This is a genomic window from Streptomyces hazeniae (assembly GCF_031845485.1).
Classification (GTDB): Bacteria; Actinomycetota; Actinomycetes; order Streptomycetales; family Streptomycetaceae; genus Streptomyces; species Streptomyces hazeniae.
The window spans coordinates 13838-32043 of sequence record NZ_JAVREQ010000008.1; the positions used below are offsets into that span (position 1 = coordinate 13838).

General features: G+C 74.8%; 16 protein-coding genes. 8 read left to right on the forward strand and 8 right to left on the reverse strand.

From position 1 onward, the window contains the following. Positions 1-16 precede the first annotated feature (16 nt). Entirely contained in the window at positions 17-775 is a 759-nt protein-coding gene (locus RM572_RS11050; RefSeq protein WP_311673101.1) for an SIS domain-containing protein, read from the reverse strand. 183 nt (positions 776-958) lie between these two features. Here RM572_RS11050 and RM572_RS11055 point away from each other — a divergent pair, with 183 nt between their 5' ends. Together RM572_RS11055 and RM572_RS11060 are read left to right on the forward strand one after the other, a co-directional pair. Further along, positions 959-1654 carry a metal-dependent transcriptional regulator gene (locus tag RM572_RS11055; protein WP_027765772.1) on the forward strand — a complete coding sequence of 232 codons (696 nt, stop codon included), beginning with the start codon at positions 959-961 and terminating at the stop codon, positions 1652-1654. 528 nt (positions 1655-2182) lie between these two features. After that, positions 2183-3079 (forward strand): alpha/beta fold hydrolase, encoded by an 897-nt coding sequence (locus RM572_RS11060; protein WP_311673102.1) that lies wholly within the window; start codon positions 2183-2185, stop codon positions 3077-3079. Between the two features lie 58 nt (positions 3080-3137). Here the strand turns inward: RM572_RS11060 and RM572_RS11065 are convergent, their stop codons facing one another. The 3 genes from RM572_RS11065 to RM572_RS11075 all read right to left on the reverse strand — a co-directional run bounded on the left by RM572_RS11065 (position 3138) and on the right by RM572_RS11075 (position 6840). Then, a complete protein-coding gene (locus RM572_RS11065) occupies positions 3138-4778 on the reverse strand; it encodes a transporter (protein ID WP_311673104.1) in 1641 nt (546 codons plus the stop codon). Continuing rightward, complete coding sequence (locus tag RM572_RS11070; RefSeq protein ID WP_311673281.1) at positions 4775-5632, reverse strand: ABC transporter ATP-binding protein; 858 nt, start codon at positions 5630-5632, stop codon at positions 4775-4777. The genes RM572_RS11065 and RM572_RS11070 overlap by 4 nt, the downstream gene beginning before the upstream one ends. Positions 5633-6222: 590 nt before the next feature. Then, the gene (locus tag RM572_RS11075; RefSeq protein WP_311673282.1) at positions 6223-6840 is read right to left on the reverse strand and encodes a bifunctional DNA primase/polymerase; all 618 of its coding nucleotides are present in this window, start codon (positions 6838-6840) and stop codon (positions 6223-6225) included. A 454-nt stretch (positions 6841-7294) separates the two neighbouring features. Here RM572_RS11075 and RM572_RS11080 point away from each other — a divergent pair, with 454 nt between their 5' ends. Together RM572_RS11080 and RM572_RS11085 are read left to right on the forward strand one after the other, a co-directional pair. Beyond that, positions 7295-8689 carry a transcriptional regulator gene (locus RM572_RS11080; RefSeq protein ID WP_311673105.1) on the forward strand — a complete coding sequence of 465 codons (1395 nt, stop codon included), beginning with the start codon at positions 7295-7297 and terminating at the stop codon, positions 8687-8689. Between the two features lie 159 nt (positions 8690-8848). Beyond that, complete coding sequence (locus RM572_RS11085) at positions 8849-10504, forward strand: hypothetical protein (RefSeq protein ID WP_311673106.1); 1656 nt, start codon at positions 8849-8851, stop codon at positions 10502-10504. A gap of 78 nt (positions 10505-10582) precedes the next feature. Here the strand turns inward: RM572_RS11085 and RM572_RS11090 are convergent, their stop codons facing one another. Continuing rightward, positions 10583-11950, reverse strand: a complete 1368-nt coding sequence (locus RM572_RS11090; protein WP_311673107.1) for an ABC transporter substrate-binding protein — start codon at positions 11948-11950, stop codon at positions 10583-10585. A gap of 123 nt (positions 11951-12073) precedes the next feature. On the opposite strand from RM572_RS11090, the gene RM572_RS11095 reads away from it, so the two are divergent. Both RM572_RS11095 and purU read left to right on the forward strand, forming a co-directional pair. Next, on the forward strand, positions 12074-12580 hold the full coding sequence (locus tag RM572_RS11095) for an SCO4402 family protein (RefSeq protein ID WP_311673108.1): 507 nt from the start codon (positions 12074-12076) through the stop codon (positions 12578-12580). A 131-nt stretch (positions 12581-12711) separates the two neighbouring features. Next, positions 12712-13575, forward strand: coding sequence for a formyltetrahydrofolate deformylase (gene purU / locus RM572_RS11100; RefSeq protein ID WP_311673109.1), 864 nt, complete (start codon positions 12712-12714; stop codon positions 13573-13575). Positions 13576-13621: 46 nt separating this feature from the next. Here purU and RM572_RS11105 read toward each other — a convergent pair whose 3' ends face one another. Both RM572_RS11105 and RM572_RS11110 read right to left on the reverse strand, forming a co-directional pair. Next, positions 13622-14983, reverse strand: coding sequence for a zf-HC2 domain-containing protein (locus RM572_RS11105; protein WP_311673110.1), 1362 nt, complete (start codon positions 14981-14983; stop codon positions 13622-13624). Then, complete coding sequence (locus RM572_RS11110) at positions 14980-15558, reverse strand: sigma-70 family RNA polymerase sigma factor (RefSeq protein ID WP_311673111.1); 579 nt, start codon at positions 15556-15558, stop codon at positions 14980-14982. Before RM572_RS11110 ends, RM572_RS11105 begins: the two co-directional genes overlap by 4 nt. Before the next feature lie 374 nt (positions 15559-15932). On the opposite strand from RM572_RS11110, the gene RM572_RS11115 reads away from it, so the two are divergent. Continuing rightward, entirely contained in the window at positions 15933-16316 is a 384-nt protein-coding gene (locus tag RM572_RS11115; protein ID WP_210732830.1) for an STAS domain-containing protein, read from the forward strand. A 287-nt stretch (positions 16317-16603) separates the two neighbouring features. Continuing rightward, a complete protein-coding gene (locus tag RM572_RS11120; RefSeq protein WP_311673112.1) occupies positions 16604-17221 on the forward strand; it encodes an ATP-binding protein in 618 nt (205 codons plus the stop codon). On the opposite strand, the gene RM572_RS11125 is transcribed toward RM572_RS11120, so the two are convergent. Beyond that, positions 17174-18196: a GlxA family transcriptional regulator gene (locus RM572_RS11125; RefSeq protein ID WP_311673113.1), complete on the reverse strand. Its 1023-nt coding sequence runs from the start codon at positions 18194-18196 to the stop codon at positions 17174-17176. The two genes, RM572_RS11120 and RM572_RS11125, sit on opposite strands and share 48 nt — an antisense overlap. Positions 18197-18206: the final 10 nt, after the last annotated feature.

Genomic DNA, 18206 nt, shown 5'->3' on the forward strand with positions numbered 1-18206 from the left:
CGTTCCGGCGCGGCGCTCAGGAGTGGAAGATGCGGTCGCCGTACTCGGCGAGCACGCGGGCGTTCCACGCGTGCCCGCCGTCGACGTTGCCGGACCGCAGGAGCGGCGGCTCGATGCCGCGCGCCGCCAGCGACCGTGCCGCCGTCGCGACGACGGCCTGCATCAGCGCGCTGGTCACCACCGTCGACGCGGGCGCGAACGGCGCGGGCACCCCCGGCGCGGTGAGCGTCGCGTCGCCGACCGGCACCCGGCTGTCGACGACCACGTCGCAGTGGTCCTTGAGGAAGGTGCCGGACGCGTGGCGCGACGTCGTCCGCGTCGCGTACTCCACGGAGGTCACGCCGACGACCCGCACGCCGCGGGCCCGCGCGTCCCGCGCCATCTCCACCGGCAGCGCGTTGCGCCCGCTGAGGGAGACCACGATCAGCGTGTCCCCCTCGCGCAGCGGCGAGGCGTCGAGGACCGTGCCGGCCAGCCCGGACACGCGTTCCAGCGCGCTGCCGAGCGTCGCCGGGTGCACGTCGACGCCGACGACCCCGGGGACGGCCAGCAGGTTCACGACCGCGAGCCCGCCCGCCCGGTAGACTACGTCCTGTGCGGCCAGCGACGAGTGGCCGGCGCCGAAGGCGAAGAGCCGTCCGCCTTCCGCGACGGTGTCCGCCAGCAGTTCGCCCGCCGCCGCGACGTTCCCCGCCTCGGTCTCCGCCACCTCGCGCAGCAGTCCGATCGCCGCCGCGAAGAAGTCCGCGGCCGCCGTACCCTCGCCCGTCCCCACAGCCCGCTCCGTCCTCGAGTGCCGCCCGTCTCGGCGGAAGATCACGGTGAGGTCTGGACCACTGCCCTGTCAACACCGCCGCACCACGGCGGACGGAGTGCGACCCCCCGCGCGGGCACGGTCGGCCCGCGGATGCGTCAGAATTGAGGCCAGGGCCACCGCACGAGTCGACGAGGGGCACGGATGTCCGGACTGATCGACACCACGGAGATGTATCTCCGCACGATCCTGGAGCTTGAAGAAGAAGGCGTCGTCCCCATGCGTGCCCGGATCGCGGAGCGGCTCGACCAGAGCGGCCCCACGGTCAGCCAGACGGTGGCGCGCATGGAGCGGGACGGCCTGGTCCAGGTCGCGGGCGACCGGCATCTGGAGCTGACCGAGGAAGGCCGGCGGCTCGCCACCCGCGTGATGCGCAAGCACCGGCTCGCCGAGTGCCTGCTGGTCGACGTGATCGGCCTGGAGTGGGAGCAGGTGCACGCGGAGGCGTGCCGCTGGGAGCACGTGATGAGCGAGGCGGTGGAGCGCCGGGTGCTGGAGCTGCTGCGGCACCCCACCGAGTCGCCCTACGGCAACCCGATCCCGGGCCTGGAGGAGCTGGGCGAGGACGCCGAGGCGGAGTCGTTCCTGGACGACGGCATGGTCAGCCTCTCCGACCTGCGGCCGGGCACGGACGCGAAGACGGTGGTCGTGCGCCGCATCGGGGAGCCGATCCAGATGGACGCGCAGCTGATGCACACCCTGCGCCGCGCCGGTGTCCAGCCGGGCGCCGTGGTCAGCGTGACCGCGGGCCCGGGCGGCGGGGTGCACGTCGCCAGCAGCGGCGAGTCGGCGGAGCTGGAGAGCAGCATCGCCTCGCACGTGTTCGTCGCCAAGCGCTGACCCGATCCGGCGCAGGCCGCGCCGGACGCCGGTCCTTCCCGCGGGGTGGGGCGCGTGCAGGACTGCCGCACGCCCCACCCCGCGGCTGCTTTTCGTGCGCAAGTTGGCGGAAACCGCCCCTACCCGGTCGCGGCGTGTCACCCTGTCGCTACGCGGATTCCGCCACGTGGCGGAGACGGGCGGGCGGAGGGAGGCCGGGCGATGCACCGATCCGGCGTGCCGTGCGTCCTTCCGGGATGTGAGGAGCCGAAAGCCGATGTGGGCAAGGCGGGCCCCGGCGCCGATGGCGGCGGCCGGGGCCCGTCCTCCCCAATGTCCCCCCGACCACGACCCGGAGCCCCGAGCCCCCAAGGTCGTTCTCCCTCCCGCTCACTGTCTCCCCCGGGCCGTGGCGATCAACCGCGGCCGGGTGTCACTCGAACGAGGGGTCTTGTCGCGCAGAGCCCCGTGTTCGAATAGAAGTTCGATAGCGTGTGGGAGTCGTCCGAGTCGTCAGCGCGTTCAGACGGAGTGGGGGTGCCGAAGCGCATGGTGAGACGTATCGACGTGACGGGAGCGGAGGGGGTCCGGCTCGCGGCCTGGGAGTTCGCGGATCCGCTGAAGGAGACGCAGCGCTCCGGCGGGCCGGAGGGGCCCGATCCGGCTCCGCCCCCGTACGGCGTGCTGCTGCTGCACGGCCTGATGGGCCGCGCGGGCCACTGGGCGGACACCGCCCGCTGGCTGTCCGCGCGGTACCGCGCGGTCGGACTCGACCAGCGGGGTCACGGCCGGAGCGACGGGCCGCAGGAGGACGCCTTCGGCCGGGAGGAGTTCGTCGCGGACGCCGAAGCGGCCATCGAGCAGCTGGGCCTGGCGCCCGTGGCCCTGGTGGGCCACGCGATGGGCGCCCTGACGGCCTGGCAGCTGGCCGCGCGCCGCCCCGACCTGGTGCGCGCCCTGGTCATCTGCGACATGCGGGCCTCCGCCCTCGGCGAGCGCTCGCAGCGCGAGTGGGAGGAGTGGTACGCGTCCTGGCCGGTGCCGTTCGCGACCCTGGCGGACGTGAGGAAGTGGTTCGGGGAGGACGACCCGACGCTGGAGCGCCCGCGGGCCTCCCGCGGGGACTTCTTCGCCGAGGTGATGGCGGAGAGCCCGGACGGCTGGCGTCCGGTGTTCTGCCGCGAGCAGATGCTCCGCGTCCGCGAGACCTGGGTGCACGACGCGCACTGGGAGGAGCTGGCCCAGGTGCAGTGCCCCACGCTGGTGGTGCGCGGGCTGGACGGCGAACTCGGGCGGGCCGAGGCGCAGGAGATGGTGCGGGTGCTGCCGCGCGGCATCTACGCCGAGGTGCCCGACGCCGGTCACCTCGTCCACTACGACCAGCCCGCCGGCTGGCGCCGCGTCGTCGAGCCCTTCCTCCAGGCCGCACTCGCCGACCACTCCTGAGCCCGCCCAGTCGCCGACCACTCCTGAGCCCGCCCGGGCGGGCCCGCCGCGGGAGGCGTCAGCGGGACACAGCGCCGAGGATCTCCGGCAGGCGGGCGGCGGCCCGGGGAGCCGTCAGGCGGAGGGAGAGGGCGCAGAGGGCCAGACCGTAGGCGACGCCCAGAGGGAGAAGCAGCCAGAGGAAGCCGTGCCAGGCGGCGAGGTGCAGCCAGACCGTGAGGGCGAGCAGAGGCATGCACAGCACCGCGCCGATCAGCATGCCGCCGAGGATGCTCAGGTAGGCCAGCGACCCCTGCCCGGGTGCGACGTTCTTGGCGCTGTCCTGCGGGATCGAGTAGGGGAAGTACGTCGAGGACCACACGCCCGTCGCCAGGAGCGCGCCCAGCAGGGCCAGGGCCAGCCCGAGCACTTCGGCGAGCGCGGCCCAGTCGTCCAGGAGGGCGGCCGAGCCGATGCACACCAGGGCGACGTACGGCACGCCGACGAGCGCGATGGCCGACATCCGCGCCCGCAGCTCGACGCGCGCGTCGTGCGCGGACGCGGTGGTGGCGGCGACCAGCCAGAAGGCGGAGTAGTCCTGGCCGAACTGGTTGTACATCTGCAGGCCCAGCAGGCCGGCCGCGAAGCAGGCGTTGTACACGTTCCCGTTGCCCTGCACGAGGAACACGATCGGCAGCAGGATGCCGATGCCCAGCGAGGAGGCCCAGGCGACCTTGGCCTTGGGGTCCCGCCAGGCGTACCGCAGGGTGCGGAGCATCACCGCGCCCGTGCGGCCTCCGGGGAGCCAGGCGGCGAGCCCCGCCGAACGGCCGCCGGTGCGGTCGGCGGAGTCCGTGGAGGCGGCCTGGAGGGTGGAGGAGTCGGGGGAGGTCATCAGATGGGTCAGGCTGCGACGCCACCAGCGGAGCAGCGCGACCAGGCCGGCGGCCGTGAGCGCCAGCTGCACGGCGGCGGACGCGTAGGCACCGTCGGACGCGGACTGGACCGCCGCGACGGCGGAAGCCGGCGGAAGCCAGCCCAGGACGGCTGCGGCCGGCTCCAGCGCGGACAGCCCGCCCGGCTGTGACAGCTTCTGCACGCCGAGGTTGAGGAACTGCGCGCCGATCGCCAGCACGATGCCGCTCAGCAGCGCGAGGTCCCGGCCCTTGCGGCTGGTCAGCAGCCGCACGTTCGCCGCCGCCACGGCGCGGGCCAGCGCGACGCAGGTCAGCAGCATCAGCGGAACGGCGAGAACGGCCGCGACCGTTGCGGGGCCGCCGTGGGTCACCGCGAGTGCCGCGCCGAGCACCAGGGTGAGTGTGAACACCGGGCCGATGCCGATCAGCGAGGCGCCCAGCAGCGCGGTCACCAGCCGCTCGGGCCGCAGCGGGAGCATGACGAGCCTGCTGGGGTCCAGCGTCTCGTCGCCGCTGGGGAAGAACAGCGGCATCACCGCCCAGCCCAGGGCGACCAGCGCGGTGAGCGGCACGACGACCGCGTCGGCGTGGGCGTTGCCGCGCAGCACGATCAGGCCGAGCAGCTGGAAGGCGGCGAGGAGCAGCGCCAGGACGATCGAGGTGACGAACGCGGCCGTGCGGCCCGTCGACTGGCGCAGGCCGTTCCGCAGCAGGGACAGCTTCAGGCGCAGGAACGTCGGGGTGACGGAGGGGGCGGGCGCCGTCGCGGCGGGTGCGGCGGACGTCGGCGTCGTGGCGGTCACCGGCCGCCGTCCTTCCGCGGGGTGGAGTCCGCGCCGTTTGCGGTGCCCGTTCCGGTGTCCGTGTTCGTGGCTGCGCCGCCGCCGAGCCAGTCCAGGCTGTCCCCGGCGGCCGCCCGTTCGCCGGCGCCCACCAGTTCGAGGAACGCCTCGTGCAGTGTCGGAGCGTCGCCTCGGACCTCGGCCAGCGGCCCGTGCGCACGGATGCGGCCGGTGGCCATGACCGCGACCCAGTCGCACAGCGACTCCACCAGCTCCATCACGTGGCTGGAGAAGACCACGGTGGCGCCGGAATCGGTGTAGCGCTCCAGCACGCCGCGGATGGTCTGCGCGGACACCGGGTCGACGCCCTCGAAGGGCTCGTCGAGGAACAGCACTTCGGGGTTGTGCAGCAGCGCGGCGGCGAGGCCGATCTTCTTCCGCATGCCCGTGGAGTAGTCCACGACCAGCTTGTTCTGCGCGCCGGCCAGGTCGAGTACGTCGAGGAGCTGGGCGGCGCGGCGTTCGGCCTCCGCAGTGGGGATGCCGCGCAGCGCGCCGAGGTAGCAGAGGAGTTCGCGACCGGAGAGCCGTTCGAAGAGGCGGAGACCTTCGGGCAGCACACCGATCCGGGCCTTCACGGCGACGGGGTCGCGCCACACGTCGTGCCCGACGATCTCGACCGACCCGGAGTCCGGCCGCAGCAGCCCGGTGATCATGGACAGGGTGGTCGTCTTGCCGGCGCCGTTCGGGCCGACCAGTCCCACGAACCGGCCCGCGGGCACGTCGAGGTCGATGCCGTCGACGGCCGCCTGGTCGCCGAAGGTCTTGCGCAGTGCGCGGACGCGGACGGCTGCCGCGGGCGCGTCGGGGGCCATGGCGGCGACGGCACCGGCGGAACGGTTCTCCGGGCGGTCCTCCAGCCGGGCGCCGGGCTGCGGCGCGATCGGGTCGGGGCCGGTGCCGCGCGGGTGATCCCGCCGGGGCCCCTGCCCCGGTCCGCCGAAGGTCGGCACGGCGCCGTCCTTGCCCTGCACGCCCTGGGGCGGGCGGGCGGCGGGGCCGCCGTCTCGGTTCTGGTGGTCGCCGGCCATGTTCTGGTCACCCTTCGTCCCCGTGCGTGCGCCGCGTACCGGGCGCACGCCGAACGGGCTGTTCGTGCGCCCTTCGCGGCGCCCACGATACGTCCCGGCTCCCTCAGGCGGGAGGCCCCGCCCGGCCCCTGCCCGCCCGCGGCGAGGCGCCGCCGTGCAGCAGGAGCGTGCGCCGTACTCCGCGGCCCCCGCGCGCCGCCCTGCCCTGCGTCGCGTCCTGGAGGGTGGGCCCTGCTGGCCTCCGCCACCCGTGCCGGGGCGCGCCTTCCACCGTGGTGACGCCCCGCGGCTGCCGACGGACGGCCGTGGAGCGCGAGGGCCCGCCCCCGGCGGGGCGGGAGGCGGCGGGTGTCCCGACGCGTGCTCCGGCCGGGTCAGGAGGCGCGGGCGGTGGCCGCCTCGCGGCCGGCGGCGTAGGCGAGGGGCGCGACGATCTCTTCGACGTCGGGCAGCCAGCGGTTCGCCGCCGTCGGTGCGCACGCCCACTGCACCGACCCCTTCGTGCCCATGCGGGTCGGCGGAGCCGCGATCCAGCCGCCCTCGCCGCGCGTCGCGAGGTCCAGCGCGCCCGGCGACCAGCCCAGGCCGCGCACCAGGGCGGGAACCTTCTTCGCCGCCCCCGGCAGCACGAGGAACAGCATCCGCCCGTCCGGGGTGGAGGTGACCGGACCCAGGGGGAGCGCGAGCCGTTCCATGCGGGCCAGCGCCAGGCAACCCGCCGTCTCCGGGACGTCGACGGCGTCGAAGGTGCGGCCGGTCGGCAGCAGCACGGACGCGTGCGGCACCTTGGCCCACATCCGGCGGGCGGCCGTGGCGCTGCCCGTCGCGTCGCCGGACCAGCGCCCGTCCAGCGGGTGGGCGCCGGGCGCCTCGCAGCGCGCGTCGCCGCAGCTGCACCGCAGCACGGGGGAGCCGTCGACCCGTTCCAGCCAGGTGCCGGGGAAGACGTCCCAGTGGCGTTCCTCCGCGTACCGCGCCGCGTACTCGGCCATCGGCGCCGGCTGCGGTGCGCCGCGCCGGTGCGGTACCCGCGGGTCCGGTACGCCGCGCCCGGCGCCTTCGCGGGGCGCGGACGGCGCGGACAGTGCGGTGGCCGGACGGGCGGCGGCTGAGGTGACTGCGATGGTCTCTTCCACGCCTGTCACAACTTCCCCGGTGGGCAACGGTTACGGGCCCCGCGGCGCCTGCCCCGCCGCAACGTTCCTCCGCCGCGAGTCCGTCCGGAGTCCGTCCCGAGGCCGCCGGAGCACGTCCGGCCGCGCGGGGCGCACGGGTGCACGACCGGGGGCGCGCGACGGGGTGAAGGGTTGTGCGTGGGTAAGGGTGTTCACGGCGATTACGTCCGGAACAGTCGATTTTCCGGCATATGCGCTGGGCAGTGATCGTGATCATCCGGAACCCGCCGCCCGGGCGGGCCCGTGGATCCGTTTCCGCTGAGGGGGCACGATGGCCGCCAGGCCACTGGTCGCACGGCAGCCCAACGACAGGCTGCAGGCACTCATCCAGGAAGCCGGTTGTTCCCACGCCGGTCTCGCCCGCCGCGTCAACGTGTGCGGTGGCGAGCAGGGTTGCGACTTCCGCTACGACAAGACGTCCGTCGCCCGCTGGCTGCGTGGTCAGCAGCCGCGGGGGAGGGCACCGGCGGTCATCGCGCAGGCGCTGGGCCGCAAGCTGGGCCGCACGGTGACGCTCGACGAGATCGGCATGGCGAACGGAAGGCATCTGGCCGCCGGTGTGGGCCTCCAGTTCGCACCCACGGTCACGACCGCGGTCGAGCAGGCGGGCGAACTGTGGCGCAGCGACGTGGGCCGGCGCGACCTGCTGGCGGGCGGATCGACGGTCGCCGCCGCCGCGCTCGTGGAGCCCAGCCGCGACTGGCTGATCACGCCGCCCGACGCCCAGGTGGCCCGGGCCGGCGGGGCGCGCGTCGGCCCTGCGGACGTCGAGGCGGTGCGGGCCACCACGGCCGCATTCTCCGACCTGGACCACCGCTACGGCAGCGGACACGTGCGCGCGGTCGTCGTCCACTACCTCAACAGCGTGGTCTCCGGCCTGCTCGGTGGCTCCTACCGCGAGGAGGTGGGCCGGGAACTGTTCGCCGCCGCCGCCCGGTTGTCCGAGCTCGCCGGGTACATGGCCGTCGACACCGGCCAGTCCGGCCTGGCGCAGCGCTACTACATCCAGGCGCTGCGGCTCGCGCAGGCGGCCGGGGACCGGGCGTACGGCGGCTACGTGCTCGCCGCGGGGATGAGCCATCTCGCGGCCTCGCTCGGGAACGCCCGCGAGATCGCCCAGCTGGCCCGCGCGGCGCAGGAGGGCGCGCGCGGCCGGGCCACGCCGCGGGCGCAGGCCCTGTTCCTCGCCGCCGAGGCGCGCGGGCACGCCCAGCTCGGCGACTCCCGTACCTGCGAGGCCGTCGCGGGCCGTGCCGTGGAGGCGATGGAGCGTGCCGAGGCGGAGCGCGACCGGGGGGACGACCCCGTGTGGATCGGGCACTTCGACGGCGCCTACCTCGCGGACGAGCTGGCGCACTGCCACCGGGACCTGGGACGCCCGCGCGAGACCGTCCGGTATGCCGAGGAGTCCCTGGCCGGTCACCCGGAGCGGCGGACGCGGCGGCGGGCGATCGGACTGCTCCTGCTCGCGGAGGGCCATCTCCAGGCACGTGAGGTCGAACACGCCTGCCATAGCGGGACGAAAGCGGTGGAAATGCTCGGCGGTCTGCGGTCGGAACGCGGAGCGGAATATCTGGAGGGCTTCCGCCAGCGGCTGGAGCCGTTCGTGAACGAGCCGGTCGCACGGGAATTCGTGGCGCATGCGGAGTGCGCGGCGAGGAGCTGACACGGCAATTCGTCCTGACAGATGCCCTTTTCTTCCGTTGTGCCCGGGCGGAGGAGGGGGTGCGGCACCGCCCCGTTTCGCGGGCGTGGTCGAGAGTTCGAGCGAACCGGTAGCGTGAGTCGTCGACTTCGGCAGTCAGACGGCGTACGAGGAGTTCCGGTGACAGCGCACAGCGGACGCGGACAGGGCGGCGACCTCCCTTACGAGGGCGTCGTGCTGCCGGCGAACGGCGAGCCGTGGACGCCCGAACAGCAGCGCGAGGCCGACGCGGCGGGTAGCTCGCCGCAGCCCGCCGAGGGGCGTCCCTGGGGCGAGCCCTGGGGGCCGGACGTCCCGTCGCCGCCCACGGCCCCGCCGGCCCTCGAGTACCGGGAGGCGCTGCCCCACCAGACCGGTGCCGCAGCGCTCCCGCCCGCGGACGGCCCGTACCCCGCCGCCTCGCCGTACCCGGAGAACGCGGACTACACCGCCGGTGGCCACGGGCAGCCCGGGGCGCCCTGGGCGCCACCACCGCCCGCCGCCCCGCCGGCCGACCCCTACGGCCAGGGTCACGCGGGCCACGGCGGCTACGGAGGTTCGGGCGGCTACGGCGGTCACGGCGGCCACGGTGACGCGGACGCCACGCAGATGCTCCCGCCTCAGCAGCCACCTCAGCACCAGCCGACGCAGACCGGGCAGCAGGGCCCGTACGGTGACATCGGCGAGCCCTGGCCGCCGCCTGCCCCGGGTGACGCGGACGCCACGCAGATGCTCCCGCCCCAGCAGGCCGCGGAACCGCCCGCACCCGGCGGTCCGGGCGTTCCCTGGCCCCCGCCTGCCCCGGGTGACGCGGACGCGACGCAGATGCTCCCGCCCCAGGACGGCCACGGCGCTGCCGACGCCACGCAGATGCTGCCGCCGCAGGGTCATCCCGGCGCGCTGCCGCCCGAGGGGGCGTACGGAAGGCAGCACGCCCCTGCGGACCCGGGGTCGCCGCCGGGCGGTGCGCCGTACGGCATACCTCCCGGCACGCCCGGCGAACGGCAGCCGCCGTCCGAGTTCGACAGCCTCTTCCGCAGCGCCTCGACCACACCGTCCGCACCCGGGCCTTACCCGCCCGCGGCCGCGGGTGCACCGGACACCGCACCGGGCGGCGCGTACGGCGGTCCTCCGGGACGGCGGACCGTCGCCGCGGAGGAACGGGAGCCCGGCCGCCGCAGACTGTCGCCTCCGGTGCTGGCGGGTATCGGCCTGGTGGTGGTGCTGGCACTCGGGCTCGGTGTCGGCGCGCTCACCGGCGGCGGCGGCGAGGAGGACCCGAAGGCCGGGCCCGGCGGACCCACGGAGCCCGCGGGCGACCCGTCCCAGGAGCCGGGCGACTCCGCCGAGAAGCAGGCGGAGACGCTGGACAAGCTGCTGGAGAAGAGCAACAACAGCCGCAACTCCGTCATCCGGGCCGTGCAGAACATCAAGACGTGCCAGAAGCTCGGGCAGGCCGCGGCGGACCTGCGGGCCGCCGCCGACCAGCGCAACGGCCTGGTGACCCGCCTCTCCGAGATCGAGACCGGCGCGCTCCCGCAGAGCCAGCAGCTCAACGCGGCGCTCACCGAGGCGTGGAAGGCCTCGGCGAAGGCCGACGACGCCTATGCCGCGTGGGCCGACCAGGTCGCGGGCCGCAAGGGCTGCCAGAAGGGCAAGGCCCGCACCACCCAGAAGACGGCCCTCGGCAACCGGGCCAGCGGCGAGGCCACGGCGGCGAAGAAGAAGGCGGCGGGGCTGTGGAACCCGACCGCCCAGGAGTACGGCCTCCCGGAACGGCAGTACACGCAGCTCTAACCGATGCGCGCGTCCCGCCCTGTCCTGTCCTGTCCCGACCCGGACGGGACAGGACAGGACAGGACAGGACGGCGGGAGTCAGCCCAGGTCGTCGTCGGCCTGGAGGGACTTCTCCACGTCCACGAATCCGTCGTGCACGGAGACCAGCCGCCCGTCCCGCACGCGCTGGTAGGTCACCGAGGTGTTGACGATGCGCGGGAAGTCGGCGGCCGACAGCAGGTCGTCGTACTGCCAGCGCAGCTTCGGTGTCAGTCCGCCGGTGGAGAAGGCCGGGCCCTCGTCGAGGACCGCGCGCAGCGAGCGGGCGGTGACCGGGGTGTCGGGGCCGATCTCCTCCAGTGCGGCGCGCAGCACGGTGTAGGCGATCCAGGTCGTACGGACGCCGGGGTCGTCGGGGTCGATCCGGTCGTCGCCGAAGGCGTGCTCGCGCACCACCCGCCGCATCGGGCCCCAGCGGGGGTCGTCGGCGGTCGGGTACCAGCCGGTGGCGTACGCGCCCTCCAGTGAACTGGCGGCGCCGCCGGTGCTGTCCACGAGGTTCTGCCGGATGCTGCCCAGCACCGAGGCGGTGGCGACGCCCGCGTCCTCGGGCGCGAGCCGTCGGAAGGAGTCGAAGAAGGTGTCCGTACGGCCGCCCAGGACGGCCGTGACACACGGCGTTCCCGCGCCGGAGGCGGTGGCCGCCTCCGCGCCGTCCAGGGCGCGCCGGGCGGACGGCAGGTAGGACGTCGCGTCCTCCGGCGCGGCGACGTCCCGGACCGGCGCGGCCGCGCCGGCGCCGCCGTCGCGCAGCCCCGCGTCGAGCAGCGGGACGAGCTGGTCCCCGCCGACGGTGTCGGGGCGGACCAGGGTGACGTCGGTGCAGCCGCCCGCGGCGAGCTGCCGCCCGTTGCCGGCGGCGAGGACCGGCAGGCCGCCGTTGACGGGGTAGGAGAGCGGGCTCTCGAACTCGTCGTCGGCGACCCCGAATCCGCCGAGGTAGGGGATGCCGGCGCCCTCCAGCGGCGGCATGAAGGTGTGCCCGTGCCTGCTGTACGAGCCGACGACGGCGACCACGTCCTCGTCGGCCGCCCGGTCGGCGCACCGCGCGGCCGCCAGGCGGTCGTTGCGCTCGTCGCAGGTCAGCACCTCCAGGCGGCGCCCGGCGACACCGCCGGAGGCGTTGATCCAGCGGGCGTACGCCTGGGCCATGGCCGTCATGCCGGCCATGTCGGCGGCGTGGGTGTCCTGCGGGGCCCAGGTCATCACCTTCACCGCCTCGTCGTCGGCGCGGGCCTCGCCGGGAAGGAGCCCGCAGCCGGAGAGCAGCGGCCCGCTCAGGGCGGCGGTGGCGGCGAGGGCGGTGTACCGGCGGAGGCGGACGCGGAGCGGGTGGCGCGGAGAGCGGGGGGCGGCGCTGCACGGACGTCGGGGGTGGAAGCGGCGGAAACGGCTCCGAGCGGTCATGTCGGGTCACGATGCCCCGCGTCCGTAACGCGACGGTGGCCCTCGGTCGACCGGCGGTGACCGGCTGGTGAATTCCGGGGGGCAAACCGGTGGCGGCGACGGGCGGACATAGGCTCGGGTGCCATGCAGCACGCGCACCAAGCACCGGAGAAGTCTTCCCGCCGCGGACGTCGTTCCCCCACCATGGGCGGCATGCCCGTACACGACATGCCCTGGTGGCGCTGGCGCAGCAACGTCCGCTCCGCGCTGCACATGCTCTCCGACCCCGCCTTCCAGCAGGAGTGCTGGGCGACGGGGCGCCCCGGCTACGGCGACGTCACCGACGCGGTGTACCGCCTCGTCGAGGACACCTGGCTGGACAACTGGTCGGCCGAGAAGTACGTCGGGACGATATTCCGCGACTCGCAGGAGGCCGCGCTCGTGGACACCGCGGTCCTGCGGGTGCTGCGGATCATGCACCAGGTCGGCGCGGACGCGCCCGTCGCCGCGTACCTGGAGCACCACGCCTGGCCCGAGGCCGTACGGGCCGCGCGCGACGCGCACCAGCGGCTCGCCGTGAACGACGGGGAGGACCCGGAGGTGCCGCCGCGGTCGCTGGACGCCCTGGCGCAGTCGCTGCGCGCGGTCTGACCGGGCGACCGCGGGACCGGCACGACCGGCCGGACCGCCGGGGCCGGCCCGCCGGAGCGGCCCGCCGGAGCGGCCCGCCCGAGGGGCGGACACCCCCGCCCGGAGCGTGGCCGGTGTGCCACGCTGTGCTCATGAGCGAGCCCGCACCCGAACAGTTCGTCCTGACCCTGTCGTGTCCGGACAGGATGGGCATCGTGCACGCGGTGTCCAGCTACCTCTTCATGACCGGCTGCAACATCGAGGACAGCCAGCAGTTCGGGGACCACGACACCGGGCTCTTCTTCATGCGCGTGCACTTCTCCGCCGAGCCGCCGGTGACGCTGGAGAAGCTGCGGGCCAGCTTCGCCGCCGTCGGCGACTCGTTCCGCATGGACTGGCAACTGCACCTGGCCGAGCAGCGGATGCGGGTGGTGCTGATGGTCAGCCGCTTCGGCCACTGCCTCAACGATCTGCTGTTCCGGGCCCGCATCGGTGCGCTGCCGGTCGAGATCGCGGCGGTCGTCTCCAACCACACCGACTTCGCCGAGCTGGTCGCCTCGCACGACGTGCCCTTCCACCACCTCCCCGTCACGCCGGAGACGAAGCAGCAGGCCGAGGCGGAGCTGCTGCGGCTGGTCGAGCGGGAGGGCGTCGAGCTCGTCGTGCTGGCCCGCTACATGCAGGTGCTGTCCGACGACCTCTGCAAGGCGCTGTCGGGCCGGATCATCAACATCCACCACTCCTTCCTGCCGAGCTTCAAGGGCGCGAAGCCGTACCACCAGGCGCACGCGCGCGGGGTCAAGCTGATCGGCGCGACCGCTCACTACGTGACCGCCGACCTCGACGAGGGGCCGATCATCGAGCAGGAGGTGGAACGGGTGGGCCACGAGGTCTCCCCGGACCAACTGGTCGCCGTCGGCCGGGACGTGGAGTGCCAGGCACTCGCCCGCGCCGTGAAGTGGCACAGCGAGCACCGGGTCCTGCTCAACGGCCACCGCACGGTCGTCTTCGCGTAGCGCACGCCCCTCCCACCCGGTGGAACACCCCGGTCGCCCGAGGCGGTCACATGCGGGACAGGGAGGCCGCGGCGAACAGGACGTCGCGGACGGCCTCACGGTCGCCGTCGTGGCCCGCAGCGGCCTCCTCGGGTGCCACGTGGCCCGCCGCGAGCTGGCAGAACTCCAGCCCGTCAAGCGCCACGTGGGCCACCGCGTGCTCCGGTGAGCCGGCGGCTCCGGGCGAGTCCAGCGGCACGTACCAGTCGCCGCCGCCCGGGCCCTCCACCTCCAGGTGCAGGGAGCGGCCGGGCGCGCCGGCCGCGCCGAGCGTGCGGGCGGGGGAGGCGAGGCCGGCCCGGCGGCGGGCGGCCAGCGAGACGGGGAGCAGCCGCGCGGCGAGATCGAGCATCCGCCACAGGTGCGGCGCGGCCGGAGGGCCGTACGGATAGTCGATGGCGTCGGCGATGTCACCCGCGTGCACCCAGCACTCGAAGGCGCGGTCGAGGAAGGCGTCCCGCATCGGCAGCGAGAAGTCCCCGTAGGGCACCGGCAGTCCGGGGGTGCGGTCGCCGCCGAAGGACACGGTGCGGATCAGTGCGTGGCGCTGGTCGCGCCACCGCCCGCGGGCCCGCCGGTCCACCGGCTCCGTGTGCCAGGACGCCTCCGTGCGCGCGGTGGGGTCGGTGCGCGCGGACGGCCCGGCGTCCGGGCGCACCGCATCCGGGTGCAGCGGGTCGGGCAGCCCGAGCGTGGCCGCCACCGTGCCGTCGACCACGCTCAGGTGTCCGAGCACGCCGCCGACGGTCGTGGTGCGTTCGGCATGCCGGAGGCCGTCGAACCAGCGCAGCCGCACCGGGGCCCGCCATTCCGCCTCGGCCAGGTCGTGCAGGAGCGCGTCCAGCCGCGCGGTCTCCGCGTCGTACGGGGTGGCCCACTCGGGCACGGGTATCCGGGCGGGACGGCGGCTCAGGCAGCCCTCCAGCACCTCGGAGCGCAGCATCGGGTCGAGGTCCAGTCCGTCCTCGGGGTGCAGCAGGCCCACGGCGTCGCGCAGCCGCAGCGCCTCGTCCGCGCAGCCCGTGCAGTCGGTCAGGTGCGCCTCGACGGCGGCGGTCTCCTCGGCCGAGCAGGCGGCGAGCGCCCACGCGCCGAGAAGCGACTTGAGCAGGCCGTGGCTGTAACCGTGCGGCACCGGGCCCGCGTTGAGCGGTGCGAGGCCGGGCGGTGCGGTGCCGGGGGGTACCGGCCTCCCGCTCCGAGGCGCCGGAGGTCCCGGATTCTCCGGACGGGGTGGCGGCAGGGGCGCGGGGTCCGGGGGCCAGGCGCCGTCCTCGGCGGCGGGGCGCGGCGGGGGCACCCGCGGCGGGCCGGAGGAGCCGTCCGGCTCGTGCGGATCCTGGCCGTTCGGCGCGTCGGGGCCGCTCATCCGGCCCGCCCAAGGCCCGGTGCGGCGCCCGGTGGCCCGCCGGACCGGGCCGGGAGGGACCGTGCGGCGGCCGACGAGAGCAGTTGGAGACCGAGCCGGAGCCGGCGGCGCGCCTCGTCCTCCGTGACGCCGAGGCGCTCGGCGGTCTGCCGGTAGTCCCGCCGCTGGAAGTAGGCGAGTTCGAGCGCGGCGCGCAGCGAGGCGGGCATGGAGTTCACGATGTAGTCGGCACGGGCGGCCGCGGAGGCTGTCCGCACCTTCTCCTCGACCTGTTCGGGTGTGCCGTCCCGCTGCCGCTCGCGGAGCACGTCCGCGGCCAGCCGCTGCGTGACGGCGGCGATCCAGGAGCGCAGCGAACCGTCCTGCGGGTTCCACTCGCCGGGGTGTTCCCACAGGTGCAGGAACACGGCGCGGGTGGTGCGGTCGGCGGCCGGCTCGTCGTCCAGCACGCGGTGCGCCAGCCCGTGCACCATCGCGGCGAAACGGTCGTACAGCTCGCCGAGGGCCGCTGCCTCGCCCCGCGCGAGCCGTTGCTGCATCTTCCGGTCCCAGCGCGGTGGTGTGTCCTGTGCCATGTGGTTCCGCTCCCGTGCCGCCGCCCGTCCCCTGCCCCCGCTCGAAAGATCCCCGCTGGCTGTGAACGAATGTAGTGGGGGGCGCTGACAACGTACGCCCCTTTGCGGCAATGTGCGCCGGGACGGGACTGCGGAAGGTGCCGATAACCTCACATTCCGCAGGATTCCGTGATCGAAGTCGGTCTGGAGCGCCCGCATATGCCCGTGAGTCTTGCGATTCTGACCGGAAGTCGGCAGAGCGCGGAGGGGGTCAGGGCTTAGGGTCACAGCAGGCAGACGGTTTTGACGGCCGTCCCCCGGGCAGCCGGAAGCTGAGGAGTATCCGGCGGGAAGGCGCGGGGGAGAACGCTCGGCGACGAAAGGGAAGCGGACACGTGTCGTTGAAGGTGGTGGAGGAGAAGCGAGGTGAGTGGACCGTCCTGCGCGTCTCCGGCGAGATGGACCTGGTGACCTCACCCGCCGTGCGGCAGCACGTCCACGACGCGGTGGCCGACGGGCGGCACAGTCTGGTCCTCGACCTCTCCGACGTCCTCTTCTGCGACTCCAGCGGCGTGGGTGTGCTCATCGCCTCGCGCCGGCTGATGCGCTCCTGCGCCGGGCGGCTGCGGCTGATCCTGCCGGCGCAGGGTGCCGAGGACGGCTCGCACGTCAACCGTGTGCTGGCCGCGCTGGGAGTGCGCCGCCTCTTCGACTGCTATCCGGACCTCGCCGCCGCCACCGGCCGTACGGCAGCCGCGGACCGCCCGCTGTCCGCCTGACCTCCCGCGCGGCGCCGACGCGGCGCGCTCCCGCCCGACGCGCCCGGTGTCCCCCGGGCGTCCGGCGTGCGCAGCGACCAGGCGGCGCCAGAGCCGCTCTCGCCGCCTACCACGCATCCCGGGACGACAGGCGCGGTAAGCGTCGCGTCTACTCCTTTGCGACGGAATATGCCTGAAGCGCTTGTTTCGCCCGCGGTCGGGGAAGCAAGCTGTCGAACGTCCGCGTCACATAACGTGGCGGGGGCGGAACACAGAGTGATTCGTCCGCCGGTTCGGGTGGTGTGAGCGTGCGTGTGATGCAGGTCCGATTGGAGATCGGGGCGGATCCGGCCGAGGTCGGGCGTGCCCGCAGATGGGCCCGTGAACGGCTGGCCGGCTGCGGGCTCGCGGGCTGCGGGCTCGCGGGAGACGACGAGCAGCTCGCGGAGACGGTCGTGCTGCTGGTCTCCGAGCTGGTCACCAATGCCGTGGTGCACACCGGCCGCCCGGCCGAGCTGAGCATGTCCCTCACGGAGGGCGGCCCCGAGCCGGGCGGCGCGAGCGGCCGGCCCGGCGCGGACGCCGCGGGCCCGCACGGCAGCCCGTCCGGGGGCGCGCTGCGGGTCGAGGTCTGCGACGGCAGCCGCACGGCCCCGCTGCCGCGTCACGCCGAGGGCGAGGACACCGGCGGCCGGGGGCTGGAGCTGGTCTCCGGTCTCGCCGACCGCTGGGGCTGGCGGCTCGAGGGGGGCGGGAAGCGCGTCTGGTGCGAGTTCGACCGCGTCCCGGGTCCCGCCCCGGCCGAACGCGCCGACGCGCGTGCGTACGGCTGCGGTCGTACGGCGGACGCGTCCGTGCCGCCCCGGCCGCGCGGTCCGTCAGGCGGGCGCCCCCGCACGGAAGGTGCGCCGGTAGGCGCTGGGTGAGACGCCCAGCGACGCCTGGAGATGCATCCGCAGTGCGGACGCCGAGCCGAAGCCGGCATCGACCGCCACCCTGTCCACCGGCAGGTCGCTGCTCTCCAGCAACCGCCGCGCCCGCTGCACGCGTTGCGCGGTCAGCCACTGCTGCGGGCTCACGCCGGCCTCCTCCCGGAACCGCCGGGTGAAGGTCCGCACGCTCATCGCCTCCGTCGCCGCCAACTCGCGCAGGGACAGCGGCCGGTGCAGATGCTCCAGGGCGAACGCCCGTGCCGTCGCGGTCGTCGCGCGCCGCTCCGGCTCCGGCAGCGGCCGTTCGATGTACTGCGCCTGCCCGCCGTCCCGGTGCGGCGGGACGACGGTGCGCCGGGCCACGGAGTTCGCGACCTCCGAGCCGAAGTCCTCGCGCACCATGTGCAGGCACAGGTCGATACCCGAGGCGACGCCTGCCGAGGTGAGCACCCGGCCCTCCGCCACGTAGAGCACGTCCGGGTCGACCAGCACCTCAGGGAACAACGCGCGGAAACGGGCCGCCTCGCGCCAGTGGGTCGTCGCCCGCCGGCCGTCCAGCAGACCGGCGGCCGCCAGCACGAACGACCCGGTGCAGATGGAGGCGATGCGCGCCTCCGGCCGTATCCGTGCGAGCGCCTCGGCCAGCGCAGGTTCCAGACGGCCCTCCTGCCACGGCAGGTCGTCCTCGTGCGAGGCCGGCACGATCACCGTGTCCGCCTCCTCCAGCGCCTCGGGGCCGTGCGGGACGTTCAGTGTGAAGTCGGCGTCCGTACGCACCTCTCCGGGGGAGACGGCGCAGGTGGCCACCTCGTACAGGCGCTCTTCGCGGGCGTCCCAGGCCCAGCCCATGATGCGGTGCGCGATGCCGAGTTCGATGGGCAGCAGCCCGTGCCGGACCAGCACCGCGACCCGGTGCCTGCCGTCGTGCGCGAAAACGGTCATGGCCCGATCCTCGCACAACATGGCCATCGGGCCACTC